The 18,494-nt window shown below is 69.9% G+C and carries 17 protein-coding genes and 2 pseudogenes; 11 read left to right on the top strand and 8 right to left on the bottom strand.

The annotated features are described in order from the left end of the window. Nucleotides 1–624: 624 nt before the first annotated feature. Nucleotides 625–790 (top strand): annotated as a pseudogene (locus tag AC6CKD_RS36145) (ATP-binding protein); the annotation flags it as partial. 1,719 nt (nt 791–2,509) lie between these two features. Next, nucleotides 2,510–2,650 carry a hypothetical protein gene (locus AC6CKD_RS36140; RefSeq protein WP_498333399.1) on the top strand — a complete coding sequence of 47 codons (141 nt, stop codon included), beginning with the start codon at nt 2,510–2,512 and terminating at the stop codon, nt 2,648–2,650. Nucleotides 2,651–2,663: 13 nt separating this feature from the next. On the opposite strand, the pseudogene AC6CKD_RS36135 reads toward AC6CKD_RS36140, so the two are convergent. Beyond that, nucleotides 2,664–3,046 (bottom strand): annotated as a pseudogene (locus AC6CKD_RS36135) (barstar family protein). Between the two features lie 367 nt (nt 3,047–3,413). On the opposite strand from AC6CKD_RS36135, the gene AC6CKD_RS36130 reads away from it, so the two are divergent. The 5 genes from AC6CKD_RS36130 (at nt 3,414) to AC6CKD_RS36110 (ending at nt 5,661) form a co-directional block, all read left to right on the top strand. Further along, a complete protein-coding gene (locus AC6CKD_RS36130; protein WP_498333424.1) occupies nt 3,414–3,602 on the top strand; it encodes a tetratricopeptide repeat protein in 189 nt (62 codons plus the stop codon). Further along, on the top strand, nt 3,548–3,838 hold the full coding sequence (locus AC6CKD_RS36125; protein WP_498333398.1) for a tetratricopeptide repeat protein: 291 nt from the start codon (nt 3,548–3,550) through the stop codon (nt 3,836–3,838). Before AC6CKD_RS36130 ends, AC6CKD_RS36125 begins: the two co-directional genes overlap by 55 nt. Nucleotides 3,839–4,010: 172 nt before the next feature. After that, complete coding sequence (locus AC6CKD_RS36120; RefSeq protein WP_498333396.1) at nt 4,011–4,127, top strand: helix-turn-helix domain-containing protein; 117 nt, start codon at nt 4,011–4,013, stop codon at nt 4,125–4,127. 278 nt (nt 4,128–4,405) lie between these two features. Continuing rightward, nucleotides 4,406–4,918 (top strand): hypothetical protein, encoded by a 513-nt coding sequence (locus AC6CKD_RS36115; protein ID WP_498333394.1) that lies wholly within the window; start codon nt 4,406–4,408, stop codon nt 4,916–4,918. Continuing rightward, on the top strand, nt 4,915–5,661 hold the full coding sequence (locus AC6CKD_RS36110; RefSeq protein ID WP_498333392.1) for a hypothetical protein: 747 nt from the start codon (nt 4,915–4,917) through the stop codon (nt 5,659–5,661). Before AC6CKD_RS36115 ends, AC6CKD_RS36110 begins: the two co-directional genes overlap by 4 nt. A 434-nt stretch (nt 5,662–6,095) precedes the next feature. On the opposite strand, the gene AC6CKD_RS36105 is transcribed toward AC6CKD_RS36110, so the two are convergent. Beyond that, nucleotides 6,096–6,338 (bottom strand): hypothetical protein, encoded by a 243-nt coding sequence (locus AC6CKD_RS36105; protein ID WP_498333390.1) that lies wholly within the window; start codon nt 6,336–6,338, stop codon nt 6,096–6,098. Further along, nucleotides 6,331–7,059: a site-specific integrase gene (locus AC6CKD_RS36100; RefSeq protein WP_498333388.1), complete on the bottom strand. Its 729-nt coding sequence runs from the start codon at nt 7,057–7,059 to the stop codon at nt 6,331–6,333. Before AC6CKD_RS36100 ends, AC6CKD_RS36105 begins: the two co-directional genes overlap by 8 nt. An 843-nt stretch (nt 7,060–7,902) precedes the next feature. Between AC6CKD_RS36100 and AC6CKD_RS36095 the strand changes: the two genes are divergently transcribed. Further along, nucleotides 7,903–8,940, top strand: coding sequence for a NucA/NucB deoxyribonuclease domain-containing protein (locus tag AC6CKD_RS36095; protein WP_498333386.1), 1,038 nt, complete (start codon nt 7,903–7,905; stop codon nt 8,938–8,940). A gap of 57 nt (nt 8,941–8,997) precedes the next feature. Here the strand turns inward: AC6CKD_RS36095 and AC6CKD_RS36090 are convergent, their stop codons facing one another. Both AC6CKD_RS36090 and AC6CKD_RS36085 read right to left on the bottom strand, forming a co-directional pair. Beyond that, nucleotides 8,998–9,453, bottom strand: coding sequence for a hypothetical protein (locus AC6CKD_RS36090; protein WP_498333384.1), 456 nt, complete (start codon nt 9,451–9,453; stop codon nt 8,998–9,000). Between the two features lie 137 nt (nt 9,454–9,590). Further along, on the bottom strand, nt 9,591–9,872 hold the full coding sequence (locus tag AC6CKD_RS36085) for a hypothetical protein (RefSeq protein WP_498333382.1): 282 nt from the start codon (nt 9,870–9,872) through the stop codon (nt 9,591–9,593). A gap of 989 nt (nt 9,873–10,861) precedes the next feature. Here AC6CKD_RS36085 and AC6CKD_RS36080 point away from each other — a divergent pair. Beyond that, nucleotides 10,862–13,453: an NACHT domain-containing protein gene (locus AC6CKD_RS36080; protein ID WP_498333380.1), complete on the top strand. Its 2,592-nt coding sequence runs from the start codon at nt 10,862–10,864 to the stop codon at nt 13,451–13,453. A gap of 692 nt (nt 13,454–14,145) precedes the next feature. Here AC6CKD_RS36080 and AC6CKD_RS36075 read toward each other — a convergent pair. Both AC6CKD_RS36075 and AC6CKD_RS36070 read right to left on the bottom strand, forming a co-directional pair. Further along, nucleotides 14,146–15,543, bottom strand: a complete 1,398-nt coding sequence (locus AC6CKD_RS36075; RefSeq protein ID WP_498333379.1) for a glycoside hydrolase family 43 protein — start codon at nt 15,541–15,543, stop codon at nt 14,146–14,148. 313 nt (nt 15,544–15,856) lie between these two features. Further along, nucleotides 15,857–16,075 carry a GNAT family N-acetyltransferase gene (locus AC6CKD_RS36070; protein ID WP_498333377.1) on the bottom strand — a complete coding sequence of 73 codons (219 nt, stop codon included), beginning with the start codon at nt 16,073–16,075 and terminating at the stop codon, nt 15,857–15,859. Between the two features lie 258 nt (nt 16,076–16,333). On the opposite strand from AC6CKD_RS36070, the gene AC6CKD_RS36065 reads away from it, so the two are divergent. Both AC6CKD_RS36065 and cutA read left to right on the top strand, forming a co-directional pair. After that, nucleotides 16,334–16,558, top strand: a complete 225-nt coding sequence (locus AC6CKD_RS36065) for a hypothetical protein (protein ID WP_498333375.1) — start codon at nt 16,334–16,336, stop codon at nt 16,556–16,558. A gap of 108 nt (nt 16,559–16,666) precedes the next feature. After that, on the top strand, nt 16,667–16,984 hold the full coding sequence (cutA, locus tag AC6CKD_RS36060; protein ID WP_498333373.1) for a divalent-cation tolerance protein CutA: 318 nt from the start codon (nt 16,667–16,669) through the stop codon (nt 16,982–16,984). A 498-nt stretch (nt 16,985–17,482) separates the two neighbouring features. Here the strand turns inward: cutA and AC6CKD_RS36055 are convergent, their stop codons facing one another. Continuing rightward, nucleotides 17,483–18,364 carry a hypothetical protein gene (locus AC6CKD_RS36055; protein WP_498333371.1) on the bottom strand — a complete coding sequence of 294 codons (882 nt, stop codon included), beginning with the start codon at nt 18,362–18,364 and terminating at the stop codon, nt 17,483–17,485. Nucleotides 18,365–18,494 lie beyond the last annotated feature (130 nt).

Here is an 18,494-nt window from a genome sequence, read left to right as displayed (position 1 = left end):
CGCGGACACGGATGCCCTGGGGCAGCCGGACGCTGCGTCCCCGCCGGCCGCGGACGGTGGAGATCCACGAACCGTCGGGAAGAACCTCCTCGACCGGCAACTTCCAGAAGCCCGGGCTCCGCCACAGCAGTCGGCCCCGATCGCGGCCAGGCGCTGCCACACATGAGCTCCGGGCAGGCGCCAGTCGGCCAGGACCAGCAGCGCGAAGGCCGCCGAGACCGTCAACAAGGCCTTTGACGCCCAGCGCCCAGACGAGACGTCGGTATTTGTCGTGGTCGTAGCCGCGGTCATCGAGGACGCTGTCGGGTCGGTTGCGGGGCCGTCCGACCAGGCCGGCGGACGGGCGAGTTACAGGTTCTGGCGCAGATCTTGGGGAGCGGTCACGGAGCGGTGGTCTCAGTGTTCGATTGTGTAGGGCGGACGGGTCAGGGACGGCGTACGCTCCGCTGCCGGAGGGTCTCCAGTGACGCTCCGGCAGGTGCGAGGATCCCTCTGCCGCAGTTGACTGCCATCCGCACCACCGAGCAGACCGACTGCTCAACCAGCGATGATTTCGCACGCTGATATAGCCCTCGACATAGTCGCGCTCTCGGCATAGGTCGATCTGTGCGGATATCTGCATAGATCGACGAACTCGGCTACATGGAACTCGACCACCGCGGCGCCGAACCCCTCTTCCAGGTTCTGACCGAACGCGAGGAAAAGAACAGCGTGGCGATCGCCTCGAACGTTCGGAGGGTGGACCAAGACCTTCACCGACCCCCGGCTCTGCGCGGCCATCGTCGACCGCAAACGCTCCGTCCTTTCTGGGGGGCGAGCCCGTCCGCCCCGCCCCGGTCATCGATGCCGGCGACGGAGATACGGGAAGCCGCCGTTACAGCCGAGGGACGCCCGCCACCTCTACGTGACGCCCCGACACGCCCTCGTGGCGACACCGGCGGCCCTGCGCCGGATCACCATGACGACCCGCGACCAAACGGCCACCTGGACTCCGCGGCGCAGGAGCCGTTCGAGGTGCGCCGCGCTACGGCGATCGCAAGGCCGGCGTCCGAGTCCCGGTATGAAGGTGAGCGAGCCGCCCACGTGCGGCCGAGTGCAGGGTGGGCGTTCAAAGGAGCTCTGGGCTCAGGGCGGGGACGGTCTGGGCGTTGCCGCGGCGTACGGCTTCGACGACGGCTTCGTGGAGGTGGCGGCTGGCTTCTTCGGAAGGGCAGGGCGCCGGGCTCCCGGCCATTGCGAACCATTCCGACCCGCCGCGGTACTGGACCGCTACGTCAGCGTGTTCTCCGGTCCAGGTGGTGTGGATGTCGAGTTCGCCGTTGAGTGTCAGACGTTTGTCGGTCCAAACGCCCCCGCGTCCGGCGAAGACTGCGACTGTCGTCCAAGAGGCCCAGCCCATAGTCGACCATCCGATCATCGAGAAAGGTTGTTATCTGCAATATAGGCCGATATGTGGCATACCCGACTTCGTGGCGGTAAACGCCTAACGGCCTACCGGTGTCTGTGGCGCGGACGGCGCCGACGGTGGGCCGTGCCACGCCGTGTGCGCAGGACCGGTTGATCGGCCGCCGGGAGCCCGGTATGAGCCCGGTAGGCGGCTAGGACCGTCAATGCTTGCGGGCTGACCGGGACCGCCTCGCGGTCGTCCGCGCCCTCATGGCGCTGCTCCTGAGTGCGACGATCCCGCAATCCAAGCATGCATTCGATTTCCTCGGCGACGGGCGAGCGTCAGGCAGCGGTAGGTCTGATGGCACAGCGCGGTAACGGCGGGGCTGGTCACGCCGTGCGCGGAGCGGCACAGGGCGGCCATTTCCCCGGCCCGTACCCCGGGGGCGGGATGCCCGGAGCGGCGCGGTGCGGCCGTACGGGCATCGGGCTTCGTCTTCGCCGTGCCCGTGGTTTTCGGCCTGGCCCCCGCGGTGGGATGCGCCGCGGGTCTGCGCGGGGTGGCTCGGTGCGGCCGGGTGGGTGCCTGATGGGCCCGGCGAGGAGTGCCTGCGCTCCGCCGGCCGTGCGCGGCCGCGGCGGCCGGAGCGCCTCGGTCAGGGGCAGGCGCACGCTGTGCGGCGTCGGTGCGCGGCTCGGCGGAGGGTTGGGCGCCGGCAGTGAGGAGAGGGGCAGTGCCGCCGGCTCGGTAGCCCGCTGCCCCGGCCGGGTATGACCCGGGTGTTTGTGGTCGGCCTCTGCTACGGCCGGGGAGGCCCTCGCGGCCGGGCCAGGGGCGGGGTGGATGGTGACGCATCCGGAGGCCGCGAGCAGGGCGGCGAGGAACAGGGGCAGAGACCAGCGGCGCATGCCGCCACCGTGCCGCACCCAGGCCCCAGACCACCCCAGACGGCCCCACACACCCCCTCGGATGGATGACCCGGCAGCCCTTCCGCCGCACGGTGCCGCGCGGGGCGGGGCGACCCTGGAAAGGGGCGACTGCGAGGGAGGCTCCGGGGATGGTGCTCAGGCCGCCGGTTGAGTCGATGCTGACATTCTTGACGCCTGCGGCTTCCCGCCCCGGATGATCCGCAGCACCCGTCTGGTCGACCTGGTGAACCCGATGGACCCCAAGCTCGTCGCCGCCGCCTTCGGTATGGACCCGCAGGCTGCCATGATCCATCTCGCCGACCACGTCGACGCGGGCCGACTGCCAGCTCCATGACCGGTCCGCCTGGCTAACGAAGGCGCAGGCCCCCGGGAAGTTCCTCTTCAATGATTCGACCAGCCAGTCGAAGGCGGTCGGGCCACGTCCAGCACGGGCTTCTGCAAGCTCGGCGCTCACGAGGTCCCTGTTCGTCGGATGACACCGAGCGAGCCTCATCTCGAGCTGACGGGCGGTCTCGGGGTATCCGAGATGCTGACGGGAGGCTGCGTGATTGCGCCACTCGATCATGAAGTCGCCGTCGTCCGGTGTCCCGAAGCCGCCGCGGAGACAGTCAGCGAAGGCGTCGAGGTTCCGACCGAAGTATCCGCCGCAGCCAATGCTCTCGCCGGCGACCCGCCAGAAGTCCTCCAGGGTCCTGACCTGGCTGCCGTCCAACACATATCTCACCGTCACGGCACGCAGGCTACGTCCGACCCGGCGGGCCCGCCTATTCGTTTTGAACCCGTGCTGTTCAGGCACCACCTCACACGGGTTCGCCGGAACATGTGCGCTTGCGTGCCGGTGGCCGGTGATGATCAGAGAGCTGCCCTGCCGTTCGCTGACCAGCTCGTAGAGGTCATCGGCCAGGGCCGCTCCGAGCTGGCGCATGGCGAAAGTCGTCGAGGATGAGCGCATCGGGCCGTACCAGTTCACGGATCCGCTTGTCCCAGGTCCTGCTCGAGGGCGCACCCCGCTGGACCGGCCACGCCCTGCGCCGCGGCTACGCCATGGCCACCCGCGAGGCCAAGACCAGCCCCGGGCCCATGACGTGCTCTACCGCATGGGTATAAGCCTTGGCGAGACAGGCCAGGTCACCGCCGCCACCACACACTTCCAACACCTCGCCGACACCGCCCACACGCGCCTCGGCCCGGACCACCCCGACACCCTCACCGCCCGGCACTACCTCGCCTGGTGGCGGGGGAGGCGGGGGACCCGGCGGGTGCTGCCACCGCCTTCGAGCAGCTAGTGGAGGTCTCACGGAGGGTGCGGGGCCCGGACCACCCCGACACCCTCACCACCCGGCACAACCTCGCCCACTGGCGGGGGGAGGCGGGGGACGCGGCCGGCGCCGCCACCGCTACCGCCGAGCTCCTGGAGGACCAGCTGCGGGTGCTGGGCCCGAACCACCACCAGACCCGCGCCACCCAGCACAACCTCGCCCACTGGCGAGGAGAGGCGGGGGAAGCTGACAGTGTTCGGTAACGATCGTTCGTGAGACACGAAGATCCACCTGACGTTCCCACAGGTCACAGATGTAACGCTTTCCGTGCATGCGTCTATGTAATGGCTTACCCCGTTCGCGTTGCGCTTCGGACATGAGAATCGGCGTCGCCCGCGTATCAACCCGGGATCAGCACCAGCCTTCGCCCGCGAGATGTACGACTCCGGTGGCTACACCGTCCAACAGATCACCGACGAATTCGGCGTCACCCGCCCGACCATCTACCGCCACCTCAGCAAGGTCCCCAGCGCGCCGGATGAGACCGGATAGCCACCTAACCCCCCAGTTCAGGGGCTACTCCGTTGTTTCCTCGGCGAGGACTACTGGGACCCCTCGTGGGCAACACGGGTGAACTTCCCGGACATCCTCGTCCCAGCACGTGGGCGTTGCTCCATCCTTTGATCGATCCTGTGTCCTGCGTGCGACCGGGCATATCCGAGGAGAACGACGTGCACCTTTGGATCGGTGCTGCCGTGTGCTCCGGAGCGGCGACAGCCGTGCTTCTGTCGGGTGCGGCGGATTCTCCGGCCACACCCCACCCGCCGGACATGACGGGGGAGAAGCTCGTGGTGATGTCCGACGAGGCCTACGCGGATCAGTTCGGGGCGGGCCGTGCCCGGTCCGAAGGCCTGACCGCACAGTCCGCGCCGCCCGCCCCCGCCCCCGTCCCGCTGAACCGCTCCCTGGCGGCAGGCAGCCACTGGAGCGTGGTGAGGTTCGTCAGCACGGACGGCGAAGGCAAGCCCATCCCGACCAGGGAGGGCAACAAGCACGGTTGGCAGCACTTCGCCGAAGAGCACAACATCCGCGATCCGAAGGTCATCAAGATCGTGACCAGTGAACACCCGGTCAAGAAGGGCGTTCGCCGGGAGTACGGCGGCGTCCTGGTCAACCGGCTGGGCACGATCCTCGCCCGGATCAAAGTCATCGCCCAGTACGACTACAAGACCGCCGACAACCTCTTCAAGCTCGCCGACAAGAGCCACAAGATCGGCACGATCACCGCCTACTGCGAGAGGGTGGCCCGCAACAAGTGCCCGAACGCGGTGAATGAGACGTGAACGCATCAGCGGCCCCCTCTGGTGACGGGCGATCCGAGCAGCCCGCGGCCCGCTGGGAGGGCAACGCACCGGCACAGCGCCAAGCCGCGGCCACCCGGGCCCTGCTCCGCCTGACGGCCACACCGCTGGGTGGCGGCCCCGTGGTCCGGGGCGTCCTGCCCCTGCGGCATCAGCGGGACTTCGTACGTGTCGTCGTGGGGGACGGTGCCGCCCCGACCGCGTCGACGGCGTACGACCTCCCCCTGCTGGACCGCAACGGGAACGAGCTCCCCGCCGCCGGGCTGCCGGCCGCCGTACGACAGCTCGTACGGCACGCCCCGGGTGGCCGCACCCCCACCTTGGACGACCCGTTGGCCGGACTCGATACCCCCGTCGTGCCGGCGGAAACCGTGCGACTGGTCCTGGACGCCCATCCCGCGGAACTCGACCTCACGGACGCGCTCCACACCGCCGCCACCGGCATCGCGCCGAGCGCGGACACCGACAACCAGGACGGCCTGGTCCTGCTGGGGTTCCTCCTGCTCCACGAGGAACGCGCACGGTTGTACCTCACTGGCGACGGCCTGGCGGACACCATCGGCCTCGACGTCCGCCTGCGCGACCGCGACGGCACGGCGATCTCCGCGATCACGGGCCTGTCCGCGGCCCTCCCCAGCCTCATCGCCGACGACCAGTTGCAGTACAACCCGTCGGACGAGACGGACCCCTACTGCGTTGAGGTGTTCGATCTCACCCACTGGTAGGAGGCGTCCCGATCGGCTTCCACGCGGCATCGGCCGACCAGGCCCAGTTCTCGTATGGCTGACGCAAGGCAGCGGGTACCACGGAGTGACTACACGGGGTGCGGTCACGCTGCTGAAAGCGGCGAAGTCGTCGAGGGCTGCGGACTTGTGTCCGGCGATGTCGGTGATCTTGGGGAGGTCGGCTGCGTCCAGGCCGGCGTTTGCCAGGCTGTCTGCCTGGTTCATCCCCCCAGATACGGCGGCGCATCGCTCAGCCGCACAAGTCACCTCAACGACGGGCAGGAGCAAGGAAGGCGGTGGGCAAGCCCGGTCGCGCTGCCCCCGTGTCCCGACCGCGACAAGGGGCAGCCGCCTTCAACCGTGCGACGCCAGTCCAGCCCCACCGGTCCTGGGACCGTCGGGGCGAACTCGCCGGTCTCAAATGCCGCCTCGCATCAGTTGGCGGCCAGCTCGAGCAGCCGCCCTGTGTCGTGGCGGAAGCCGGGCACAGGCGTCTTCGCATCGGTCGCCCGCAGGATGGAGGCGGTGGACCGGACCGCGTGCAGGGCCGCTCCGGCGGGCGGATCGACCCCCTCCTGCAGGTGGCGGAGCACATCGAGGCGGTCGGCGAGGGCGAGGAGCTCCTCGTGCGTCTTCTCGTACTCCCTCGCTCGAGCGCCAACGAGGTCTTCATGCACGGCTGCCCCCGGCGCTCGAGCCGTCGCCGGACGAACTGGCCGCGGGACCGGCTGGGGCCGCCGGCGAGTGGGTGACCGCGTCGGCGGACAGAGTACGGGCCGTGTCCTCCAGGTCCGGGTGGGTCGCGGCCACGCTGCGCAGGATCCGTAGCAGGGACTGGGGTTCCAGGGGGCGGCCGTTGACGGTGGTGAAGAGGTGGCCGGTGTCGGGGAGGGCGGTCGCGCGGTGGGGCAGGTACTCGTCGATGGCGCGGACGGCGTCGCGGTGGACGGGCTGGAGGCGGGTCGCGTCGCTGGCGGCGTTCTTCTGGGGGACGTCCCAGGTGGTGCGGTGCTGTTCCTGGTGGCGGCCGCTCAGGCGCATCGCGGCGATCTGGCCGGGCCGCAGGACGTCCTCCTCGGAGCCGCGGCCCCACAGGTAGTGGTTCAGGCAGAGGTATACGAGGGCCCGGGCGCGGTGCGGGCTCTCGCGCCGGGTGCCTTGGTACCGGTCGGCGGCCTGCGCGAGCCAGCGGCACTGGTCGGGCGTCCAGAGCTCGCGACCGGGCAGCCCGGCGGCGAAGTTCCCGCCGCGCTGGAACTGCAGGGACCTGGCGGTGCCGGTCGGCACGAGGCCGGGCCCGCCCGCAGCCGTCGGGGTTTCGAGCCAGCGGTAGAAGGACCGTACGGCGCCGCACGCGGCATCGCGCGAGCGCGCCGCGCCGGCGTAGCCGACGGCCACTCCTGCAGGGCCGTCGGGGTGGGGCGGAGAAAGCGGTCGGGGTCCGGGATGTTCTCCCCGTCGGCACCGCATCCGACGGTGAGCCAGTGCAGGACCGCCGGCCGGTAGTGCTCGAGGGCCTGGTAGCTGAAGTAGCCGCTCGCCTCGGAGTTCGGGCCGGCCAGCCACTCCTCGACGAGCCCGGCGACATCGTGATCCATCGGACCAAATTAGCGGCTCGGCGCCCAACTGCCCGCAGGTGGGGCTCAGGCGTCCCGTGGAAGGGCCCGGCTCCACCAGCCCACGGGGCCACCTCGCCTCAACTCACCGCGCTTCACCGACGCCGTGCAGTCAGCCATGGATCCGTCCAATCCGAACACACCTGTAGCCACCACCTGCCGAACCGATCATTCATTCGGTAGTTCTGTGGGCCGGAGCAAGCACCGCTCCAGAGCCGATCAGTGGGGGAACATTCATGACCGCACAACAACGTCGACGTGCCCGAATATCTTTGCTGGCCGCCCTGACAGCCTCCGTCATGCTGCCCGTGGGCGGACCTGCGACGGCAGCTGATGGAGGAGCGTCGCAGCTACGTGCCCGAACGTTCATGGTCGCTCCGAGCACGTCGGTCCCGTCGCTGGAAGACCTGAGGACAGGCGACGGGGCTCTGAGGCTGGCCGGCGTCGATGAGCGGGCCGATGCTCCCACGACGCCCCTGGAGGTCGTCGGTCCCGCAGCCGCCTACGGCACCAAGACCACTACACCGGCCGCGGTCGCCTCGGGAAGGCCGGCCGGGACCCTGCCCGCCGCCTCGTCCGTGGCGGCGGCGTACCCGGAGCCCGCCCGCACGCTGACCTTGGCCGAATGCAAGGCGAATCTGGCCGGCTCGGCCCCCAGGTCTACGTCAAGTCCAGATTCGCCGTCTGCACGGGGCTAAAGGTCACCACCGTGTGGGAAAAGCAGAACGGCGCGGTTGGCACCAGCTCGTACACCGTGTACGTACGCGGCACGGTCCCGAAGGAGGCCGACCGCACCACGTACTTCTCCTATGACGTCACCGACTTCACCGTCGTGGGCAGCACCGGCGTCTCCGGGCTGAAGATCGGCCTCAAGGGTTCGATCGCCCAGGACTGGCCCGCCACGGCGACCCCCACCGTCAGCAAGGCCCTGCCGGTGACGAAGACCTGGCTGGAGATGAGGTCCAAGCCGCACTACTCCCACGCGGTCCGCTACGCCCCCGGCCAGGGCACCGGCGCCGGCAACGCAGACCTGGTCGCTGCTGTCTACCAGCCGCAGGTCACTTCCACCCTTCCTGCGGGGTGGGCGGGCGAGAGGGTCAAGACCGGCAAGCCGTTCATGTTCGCCCCGCGCTGGGACTCCGCCTCCTACCTGCGCAACTCCACCGGAGCCGGCAACCCCGCCAACAAGGGCGGCGCAGCGTTCAGCATGATGGCCACCCTCGAGTACAGCTCCCGGCCCGGAGCACCGGAGCAGGCGGTCGCCCAGCACATCAAGAAGGCCTTCACCACCCCGAAGGCGACCAAGCCCCTCAATGGGTTGAAGAACCTGCCCGGCGACACCCTCAGGGAGCCGCTCCACCGCCTGTTCCTCGACTCGAGGCGCAAGGACCGAAACCGGGCCGTCGCCGTCCGGGAGTGCACCCGCGGGTGGGGTGCCAACTACACGGACGGTGGCAAGGAGTGCGACGAGTTCCCCTTCGCCTCGACCTACGAAGGTTCGGCTCAGGCTGAGTTCGACCCGCACGTGGAGAGGAACAACTTCTCCGTCATGCCGGTCCCCGGAGCGCAGAACGGCGCCGCGGGAAACCTCCTCATCGGCTTCTACAACTCCAACCGCATCATCGACGGAATCGAAGACGGCTTCATCGTGAAGATCAACTGACACTCGAAGTCCCGAGGGCCTGCCGCGCAGGAGCACCTTGGCGGCAGGCCCCACCGCTTACGTCGTCTTCGGCCAGAAGTCGATCGTGTACCGCTCCACTCCGTGCGCAGTGCCTTCGGTACGGGTCACCCTCTCGACCTCGGCCCTGCCCGCGCAGCTCACGCGGACCCGCCACAGGCCGGCCCGGCCCAGCCGGATCAGCTGATCGGAGCGGCCGGTTCCCCACACCGCCACGTCGCCCGTGACCGACTCGTAGTCCACCTCGGCCTGCTCGTCCCAGTCGGCTGCTTCCACCTCGGGCTCGCCGTCCCAGACTCGCGCGACCACCGCGGCGGTGTGCGTGTGCCCTGCGCTGAACAGGTCGAAGCGCCGCACGTGCGGCTGTAGAAACACCCCCCACTCAAAGCCGTCGGGATACGGTACGGGCACCAGGTTGTCGTCCGATTCCTGGAACCCGAACGACCTGAACGCGACCTCGGCATCCACCTTCTGTTGCCCCACCAACGTGGCCATAGCCCCTCCAGCCCTGAGCCCCACAGGCCCCCTCGGACCCCACCGTGACGGTAGTACAGGCCGGCATCGAGCCGATCGGGGCTGAGAGCCTAATTACTTGAAACAACGTAACTTGCCGATGTGTGGTGCACGGGGCCTCAGCCTGCCGAGCCGCGGCCTGTGGCGCGGATCCCGACCGTTCCCCTCACCGCTCCCCCGCCACCCGGCCCGAGCACCGCGCACGCCTGGACGACGTCCGCCCGGTGGCTCGACTGCGTCCCGCCGACGGCCGCCAGGACCCGCCGCGTGTGTTCCGTCTCCCGGCACTCCACCGCCCGCACACGCAGCCAGCACCTGGCCAGTCCGCCCAGCACCAGCGCCGCCACCACCGGCCACACCTGCGGCCCGCCCAGGGACTCCAGCACAGTCAGCACCCTCATGTCACCGCTCCTCACCACTCGTTCGGCTGATGCGGCCAACGCTCCCCCAAGCGGCGAATTTCCCTCTAGCCTGCGGAAATACCGAGGAAACTCCTCGGTACCCGGGGGCTTTGTGGCAGCACGCCCCACCGGCCAGAGGGAGGGAAGCCGCATGCCCGCGGGACGACCCAGGACGACCGACCGCCAGACCGTCCCGGAACTGCGCGAGCTGGCCGAGTGGTTCCACGCGCAGCTCAAGGCCGCCGGCCACGCCTCGCCCAACGCACTGCGCACCTCCCACCGGCGCACCGGGCCCCTCCCGGACAAGAACGCGCTCTACGCCGTCTTCGGCGCCTTCGAGCTGCGGAGCCTGGAGACCACCCAGCTCCTCGCCCAGGCACTGGGCCGCCCTCCCGAGGACGTCACCGCAACCTGGCTGCGCACCAGCCGCGCCCTGCAGCGCAAGGAGCTCGCCGAACGCCGCCGGCCCCCGGGCACCGACCCCACGTGGGAATCCATCCCCCTGCCCGACCCCTGGCTCGAGGACCTGCTGCGCAGCCAGGCCGTCGCCGCCGAGCAGTTCCCGTACGACCTCCTCGGCGTACGCAAGCCCCCGCTGTCGGACATCTACGTCGAGCAGGACTTCCAGCCCCTGGCGCAGACGGGCTCGCCCGCGGCCGCGCACCGCACCGCGAGCGCACCGCCGCCAGGCCCCTCGCCCACGCTCGCGGGCGTTCTCGCCTCCCACGAGCACCTGCTCATCACCGGCGGCCCCGGCGCCGGAAAGACGACACTGGGCCGGCACCTGGTCCGCCAGATCGCCCGGTACTGGCTCCGGGCCGAGGACGCCGGACTGCCCTGGTGTCCGCAGGCCGTCACCGCGATCCGGATCACCTGCTCCGACCTCCTCACGCCCCACCCGTGGAGCCGCCAGCTCAGCGCCGCCGCCGTGCGAACCGGCACGCTCCGCAGCCCCGTCGACCACAGCCACTTCGAAGCGCGCCCGCACGGTGCCCGCTGGCTCGTCGTCGTCGACGGGCTCGACGAGGTCTCCTCCCCCGACATCCGCCGCCGGCTGCTGGAAAAGCTGGCCGAACAGGCCCGGCCCGGCAGCCCGTACCGCCTCGTCATCACCTCCCGGCCCCTGCCCAGGAGGAACTCGAGCCCTTCGCGAAGCTGTCCGGCATCGCGAACGCTGGTTCACCGCCCAGGGCGACCCCGACCCCGTCCGCCAAGCCGGTGAGTTCCTCGCCGACATCGCCGACGCCTCCCTCGAGGAGGTACTCCAGGTCCCGCTCCTCGCGACCATCGCCGCGGCGTTCCGCAGCCGCAACCCCGGACGTCCCCTGCCCCGCGGACGCATCGACCTCTACGAGACCTTCCTCGGCGACCTCCGCAACGCGCGGGAGGGCAACACCGACGCCCTCGCCCGCTTCCGCGAACGGTGGACCGTACGGGGCTACGGCGACCTGGCCCAGTGGCTCCTCGACCACCAGGACCGCCTGCTGACCCACCTGGCCTGGGAACGCGTCTCCCGCCATCCCACGGAATCGCTGCTCGACGCCGCCCTGCTCTGGCTGTCCCAGAACCTTCCGGCCGCCCTGCAGTGGCCGCCGGGAGCCCGTGGCGAACTCGGCCAGTTCCTCGCACACACAGGTGTGGTCGCCTTCGACGGCCTCGACCTCTCCTTCCTCCACCAGTCCTTCGCCGAGTTCCTGGCGGCCCGCGACGAGGCCGCCTCCATACCGGCCGACTTCCCCGGCTTCGACAGCTGGTCCCACGCCATCGACAACGCGGCGAGCGGCAACAGGATCCTGTTCACCCTCGCCCTGTGGGCCAGGCGTCCGGGCCACGAGGTCACCCTGGTCGTCCGCCGCCTCCTCGCCGGCAAGCTGGACCACCGCATCATGGCCCTGCGCCTGGTCACCAGCGGAGTTCCCCTGGGAGAAGCACTGGAGGCCGCCGTCATCAACCGGCTCCTCGACTTCTCCCACCACGAGGACGCGAGCGTCTACTTCCCCGCCTCCTCCCAGCATCAGATCCTCTCGGAGCTGGCCCAGCTCCGCGGCAACCGCAGGCTCGCCGGCCGGCTCCTGGCCATCGCCCGGAACGAAGGGGTGCGGACCTCGCTACGTGCCGAGGCCGCATGGGCCTACGCACGCACCACCGACCTGCCCGAAGGCATCCGCCTTCTGCGGGCCCTCACGGAGGAGAGCGACGACAGCCAGGACGTCCTGGCCTGCTGCAGTCACCTGGAGTCCCTGGACCCCGGCGACCCGGTGTACGTCGTGGACCGGCTGCGCACGGTCGTCGCCGACACCGGCGCAGACGTCCGGCAAAGGCTGACTGCGGCGCGCCGCCTGCTGGAACGAGGCAGCGTCGAGGGCGTCGTCCCCTTCGCCCGCTCGCTCCTGAGCGGGCCGGACCTGGACGGACGTCTCCTGCAGGATGCGGGACAGATCCGGTACGAGATCGCCGGACCCGCGGCGGCGACGGAAGTGGCCGAGGCGATCGCAGAGCGAGGCCCGATCCCCTCCTGGACGCTGGTCGGCCTGGCCTGCACTCTGTTCCGGTTCGGGCTTCCCGGTCAGGCGATACCGCTCGCGCGCAGGGCCTTCGAGGAGACGATCGGCACCGGTGACCTCGGCGAGCTCCTCACCGTGTGGCTTGAGGTCCGCGGAGTACAGGGAGCCGATGAGCTCGCGGCCATGACTCCGGGCCTGAAGAACTGGAACGACGACCACCGGTCCCTCGTCGTACTCGAACTGCTCGAGGACCACCCGCATCAGGCGGCCGAGATCGCACGAGGGCTTCTCGAAGAGGGCTCGCGGCGCCGTCAGTCGTGGTCGTTCGAACTGGGCACGCTGGCGCAGGACGGCAATGCCGACGCGCTGGAAGAGGTGAACGCGCGGCTCGAACGCCTTGAGCCGGATCCCGGCACGTACGCGAAGCTGATGCAGTGGCTCATGGACGACGACGTGGCTCCGGAGGCCGTCCTGGCGCTGGCCCGGAAGGCTCTGCACCACCCCGGCTGCGACGACTCCGGATTCACGAGAGCGGCCTCGGTGATCCTCGGCCACGGCGGCCCCGACGCCTGCGCGGAGGTCCTGGGCGCCCTGGACGGCCGCCTGTACGACGGCATGCCCCTGCGGGCCCGCCTCCTACCCGTCCTGGCGGACCACGACGAGGTCGCGGCCGTCATGGAACTGGGTGGCCGGCTGCTCGCCGACCCCGGCGTGACCGGCCCCGAACTGGAGTCGGTCGTCCGCGCCTGGCTGCGGGTCGGGGGCCGGACCGCCGCGCACGAGGTCGCCAAACGTGTCGAAGCGGCCTGTGTCCTGACGGTCGACCAGTCGATCGCGCTCTCGTCACTGTTCGTGGAGCTCGGCCAGGTGCCGGCCGCGACACCGCTGTGGTGCAAGGTGTGCACCACCCGCGGCACGGCCGTCGAGACGCGCTGGCAGACCCTGGAGAAACTGATCGCCGCCGGAGCGGGCAAGAGCGCCGAGAACGCCCTGCGAGGGGCCCTGGCCGCCGAGGCCGACCCGGCGGAGACCCTCGTCCTGAAACGCCTTCTGGCCTGGCTCACCGCAGCCGCCTGAACCCAGCGGCAGCGGACGCCTGCTCAGACCCAGGCGTACCCCGAGGTCGTCGAGACAGCACACGCCGACTTCACCACCCTTCAGCAGCGCGACCGCAGCCCCACGTAGTTACTCAGCGCTACACACCACCTGGCGGTAGCTAGTACGAGAAACGGGCCGTCGCGGTGGCGGCGGCCGCCGTCTGTCTCTTCCTGTGCTTCCTGGGGCCCCAGTAGTTCTCGCCGAAAATACAACGCTAAGTACTGAGTCGCAGGTGAGGCCGTGAGCTCCAGAAGGGCCGTGGCTGTCAGCATCAGCAGGAGGCCGTACGTGCCGCACACCCCGCTATAACACACCACGCTGGACCTGGCGACGAAGACTATCCGGGCACGGGTCAACAAGGGATTCTTCACCGCGGTGGCGGGCCGGATCGATCCGGCGTTCCGGCCTGGCCTGCATCAGCTGATGGTGGTGGACCCGGCGACCCTGCGCAGCGTCTTCGACAAGCTGAAGGACCCGCCGAAGGGCAACGACCCTGACGAAGTTCAAACAGCGCGTGACCGCACTTCCCAATTCCCCAGCGCGCACTGTCGATGGGCCCGTCCGGGCCGCTCGCCCCACGGAAACCGCCTGGCCCCTTCGGGATCACCCCGAAGGGGCCAGGCGGGCGTTTCCCGACGACGGCGAAGGCCACCGGCCGGAGCCGTCCCCCGTCAGTAGCCGACGTGGAAGGTGGCGTCGGCCTTCTCCGTGGTGGTGGCGATCGGGTCGATGCGCAGGACGTAGCCGGTGTGCCGGACGTAATGCGTCGGGAAGTTGTGCGAGCGGAAGGACGACCAGGAGGAGTCGGCCAGGCCGGCGGTCCTGTGGAACGTGGCGTCCGCGGCGAAGGTCGCGGTGCCGTCGTTCTCTTCCAGCCGCAGGTCGTAGTTGTAGTGCCGCAGGTAGCGGCTCGGGAAGTTGACCGACTGGAAGGACACGCCCGCGCTGTCGGCCAGGCCGGGCACGAGCTTCCACTGCGACTCGGGGTACGGGTCGAACGGGTAGACATCGATCCGGGCGACGGAGTTGGCATGACGGACGTAACGGTCGGGGTAGTTGTAGGACTTCAGCCGGTTCCAGGCGGGGCTGCCCCACTTCGCCACGAGGTTGTTGTACTCGGTGGTCGTGATCGTCGCGATGGTGCAGTGCTTGGCGTTGAGCGGCGCGGTGTAGAGGCGCTGGTCAAGCGGGGTCCAGGTGCCGGCGGCGAGGTCGTTGCTCTGCCAGGCGTAGAAGACGCCGTTCGGCGAGTAGGTGTCGCCCCACAGGTACCAGGATCCGGAAGTCAGGGACTTCACCAGGGTCGGCGCCTCGGTGGCACCGTGAGCGACCGCCGTGCTGAAGGGCGTGAAGCTGCCCGGATTGAGGGTGGTCGACCGCGCGCCGACCAGGGTCTGGTCCCTCTTGTGGTAGAGGTAGTTGACGCCGTTGACGCCCACGGCCAGATTGCCGTCAATGATGTCGTAGCCGGGATCGAAGAAGACCTGCGGGGACGACACCGTCTGGAAGTCGGTGGTGTAGTTCACCATGATCACGCCGTGGCCGCTGGTGTTGACGGACGAGTAGATGATCCCGTACGCGCCCCGGCCGGCGTCCCAGAACGACTCGGGCGCCCAGCTGTGGGTGACCATGTCGTGCAGCTTGAGGCGTCGGTAACCCGTGAGGCTGCGCAGGTCCGCGGAGTCCCAGACGTGGATGTACTGACTGTTGCGGCCCCAGTCAAAGCCCTTGAGGTCGGTGGCGAGGATGACAAAGGTGCCGTCCTGCTTGCGCATGATGAACGGATCACGCAGGCCGCCCGCACCCTCGGTCGGGGTCACCACGGGGTTGTTCTGGTTGAGCGGCATCCAAAGGAGGCCGTCGGTGCTGACGGCGAGGTGCAGGCCGTAGTCGGCCTGCAGCAAGGCCGCGGACTCGGTGAAGTAGCCCATGACGTAGGCCGCGTCGGCAGCGTAGGCGGGCCGCGCGCCCAGGGCCAGCGTTCCGGACAGGGCCAGCGGGACGGTGGCGGCCATACCGAGGAACAGTCGGCGCGAGGGGTGGGGGCCGGGGCCGGTTGTTGCGTTCATGTGCGCTCCAGGGTGCGTAGGGGGCGGGCGGCCGTTCTCGGCAGTCACGGCATGCACCGTCGCAGTGCTGGGCGGAGGCGCCCCGGGCCACGGGACGCGATAGGTCCCGCGGATGTCGCGGACGCTGCGTCCCGGGGCAGGAGGTTGCCGCCTGTTCCATAGCGTCCGGCCCATCGGAGCTGCTGGAACGGTGGAAGCGGGATCGAATGTTAGCGTTAACAATTCATTCAGCCACGTCACGCGGCAGATGAGAACGGCTCGGTGGCCATCACTATGGGTCAGCCCGAGTAGTGCGTCAAGATCCCGCGCAAGGTCATCCCGCGGCCCGACCGGGAGTCGAGGCCAGGCCCGATGCGTCATCCCGGACGGGTACGTCAGCCTCGAAGCCCAGCCGCCGGTTCATGCCGATAGCCGCAGCGTTGCCCGGGTGGTGGAAGGCCCGCATCCAGTGCATGCCGTGCGAACGCGCGAAGCTGATCGCCAGAAGCTTCATCGCCAGCGCGACGCCCCTTCCCCAGTGGCCGGCCAGCACGCCTGGAGATCCCGGTGATCGTCCTCACGGAATGTGTACCTGATCCAGGCGTGCACACCACTTGTTGGCCTGGGACGTGGCTAATGGGCGCAGGCAGGAACTCCCAAGATCCTCTGAGGAAAGCGGGTCATGCGCTATGCTGCGGCGCTTCCTACGCGGGGCCCCCGGCTGCCACGTTGTTTCCCCGAGACCGCCCCAGAGCAGGGCTTGGCACACGGCTAGCGTTGATTTTTCGGCGAGAACTACTGGGACCCCCAGATGGAGAAGCGCCGTCCCGAGGCGGCGGACCTGCTCTATGCCGCCCCCGCGTACCTGGCGGCGCTCGCCGGCAACGCCTACGTCGAGTTGGTCCCCGACCCTGTTGACGGGCTGCTTGGCCAGGCCGTCGCGCTCGGCTCCGCCGGGCTTGTCGTCCTCTATCGCTGTCTGCGCCGTGCCCCCGTCACGGGCACCGGCTCCGGCGGCGAGTTCAGCAGGCTGTGACCCGGCCTCGCCGGTAGCAGGGCCGGTAGCAGGACGGGAGCACCTCGCCGGCCGAGGTGCTCCCCGGCACCTGCCGCGGAGGCGTGCAACTCCCGTACGGTGCCCCGCATGGACGAGCATCTGATCGTGTTGACGACCGTGGACAGCAAGGAGGCCGCCGCGAAGCTGTCGCGGTCGGCCGTGGAAGCCGCTCTCGCGGCCTCCGGACAGGTCAGCGGGCCGGTGGAAACGACGTACCGGCATCTTGGCCAGGTGTGCGACGGCACCGAGTGGCAGATCACCTTCCGTACCACCGGCGACCGCTACGAGGCTCTGCAGGAGCACCTGCGCTCCCAGCATCCGTACGACTCCCCCGAGGTCATCGCGCTGCCTGTCCAGACCGGGCTTCCGTCCTACTTGGAATGGGTCACCGGCGCGACCAAGTGAGTCAGCGGCCGGCGCGTTCAAGGAGGGCGCCGACCGGTTCCAGGGAGCGGTGCGGTCGCAGTCGGTCCACCATCAGGCGGATTCGTCCGGCGGGCCGGTTGGAGGCCAGGCCGTCGGAGAGGTCCAGGACGCGCGCGGTGATCGTGGCCGCGCGCTCCCGAGGCCAGCCACGACAGGTACAGGGCCTTGTCGCGTGCGCGGGTGTCGTCGAAGCGGCTGAGGGCTTCCTCAAGCGCAGGGATTGCGGTCTCACCGCCGGTCGGGTTCTTCGGTAAGGCCTCCAGGACCCGAACGGCGTAGGTCTCCGCCCGACTCCGGCCGGCCGTCACCCCGCCATATGCCGGAGCATCCTCACCCTCGGCACTGGAACAACACTCCGGCCAGCTGAGCGGACCGGTGCTGCTAGATACGAATTTGAATCGGCACTTCGCCACCGACTGAGTCAGCCTCACACCCCCTCAGCGGACCGGCCCGTACAGCTCCGCCGCTCACGGCTGCTCACCCCTCGGAGCCGCCGAGCTTCTCAACCTTCCGTGCTGCGGTTTCCGCCCGCTTCTGCGCCTTCGCGGCCGCTCGCCGGGCCTCGCGCAAGCCGGCGGCCGCGTCCGAGCTTGCTGTGGTCGCCGCGTCCAGCCGCTCACGCACAGCCCGAACCTCTTCCTCGATCGCGGCAACAGCGGCCGCCGTGCTGTCCGCCAGCTCCTGAGCCGAAGTCTCGGCGGCGTGCAGGCGGTCCGCCTCGTTCCGTGCTTCGGCCAACTCTGCCCCGGCCGCCTCCACACGCCCACGCCGTGCCTGCTCCGCCCTCCCGTCCGCGTCCGGCGCTGGGGCCCGCTCCGTCGTGGGGCCGGCCGGCCGGGCCGCTGCCTCCCGCCGGGGCGGAGCCGCACCGGGCAGCGGTTCAAGGCCGGTGAAGCCGAGCACGGCGTCCGGGGCCTTCGTCAGCCGGCCCTCCGACCACCGCGCGGCGATGTTGCCGTCGGCGAGGACCGCGTGGAGGATCTGCTCGACCTCGTGGAGGACCGGCTCGCTCACGCTCTGGCCGGTCTCGGCCGCGAGCGAGCGCGCTGTACGGGCGAGGCGACCGATCACCACATGCTGATCATGCGACAACTTCCGCAGCTGCTCGCCGTCCAGGGTCCGGTGCGCGCCGCGCAGCGCCTCGCCGAGCTGGAGGAGTTGCTCGGCCTCCTTGGGCTGGAGGCGGGCCAACAGCCCGGCGGTCCACGCCGCGACGGTCGGTTTGCGCAATTTGGTGATCGCGGCGGCAAGGTCCCGGTCGCCGGCCTTGCGTGCCCGCGCCGCATACGCGTCCCGGGCCGCAGTGAACTCCGCTGGGAGTACTGCGTTCAGCTCCATCATCACCGAGTCCACGTCCATGGGCGGCAGTCTCCCGCTCACTGCCCCGGACCGGCCCGCACCCCGCATGACGCCGCGCGTCGCCGGCCCGCACGGACCAGCTCCCCGGGGCGGCCTGGCAGGGGCGCTGGGCGCTGACGGCGCTGTCCTT

The organism is Streptomyces sp. GQ60 (genome assembly GCF_059758875.1).
Note: the sequence above shows the minus strand (reverse complement) of the source record. Positions and strands in the feature narration are given on the sequence as shown.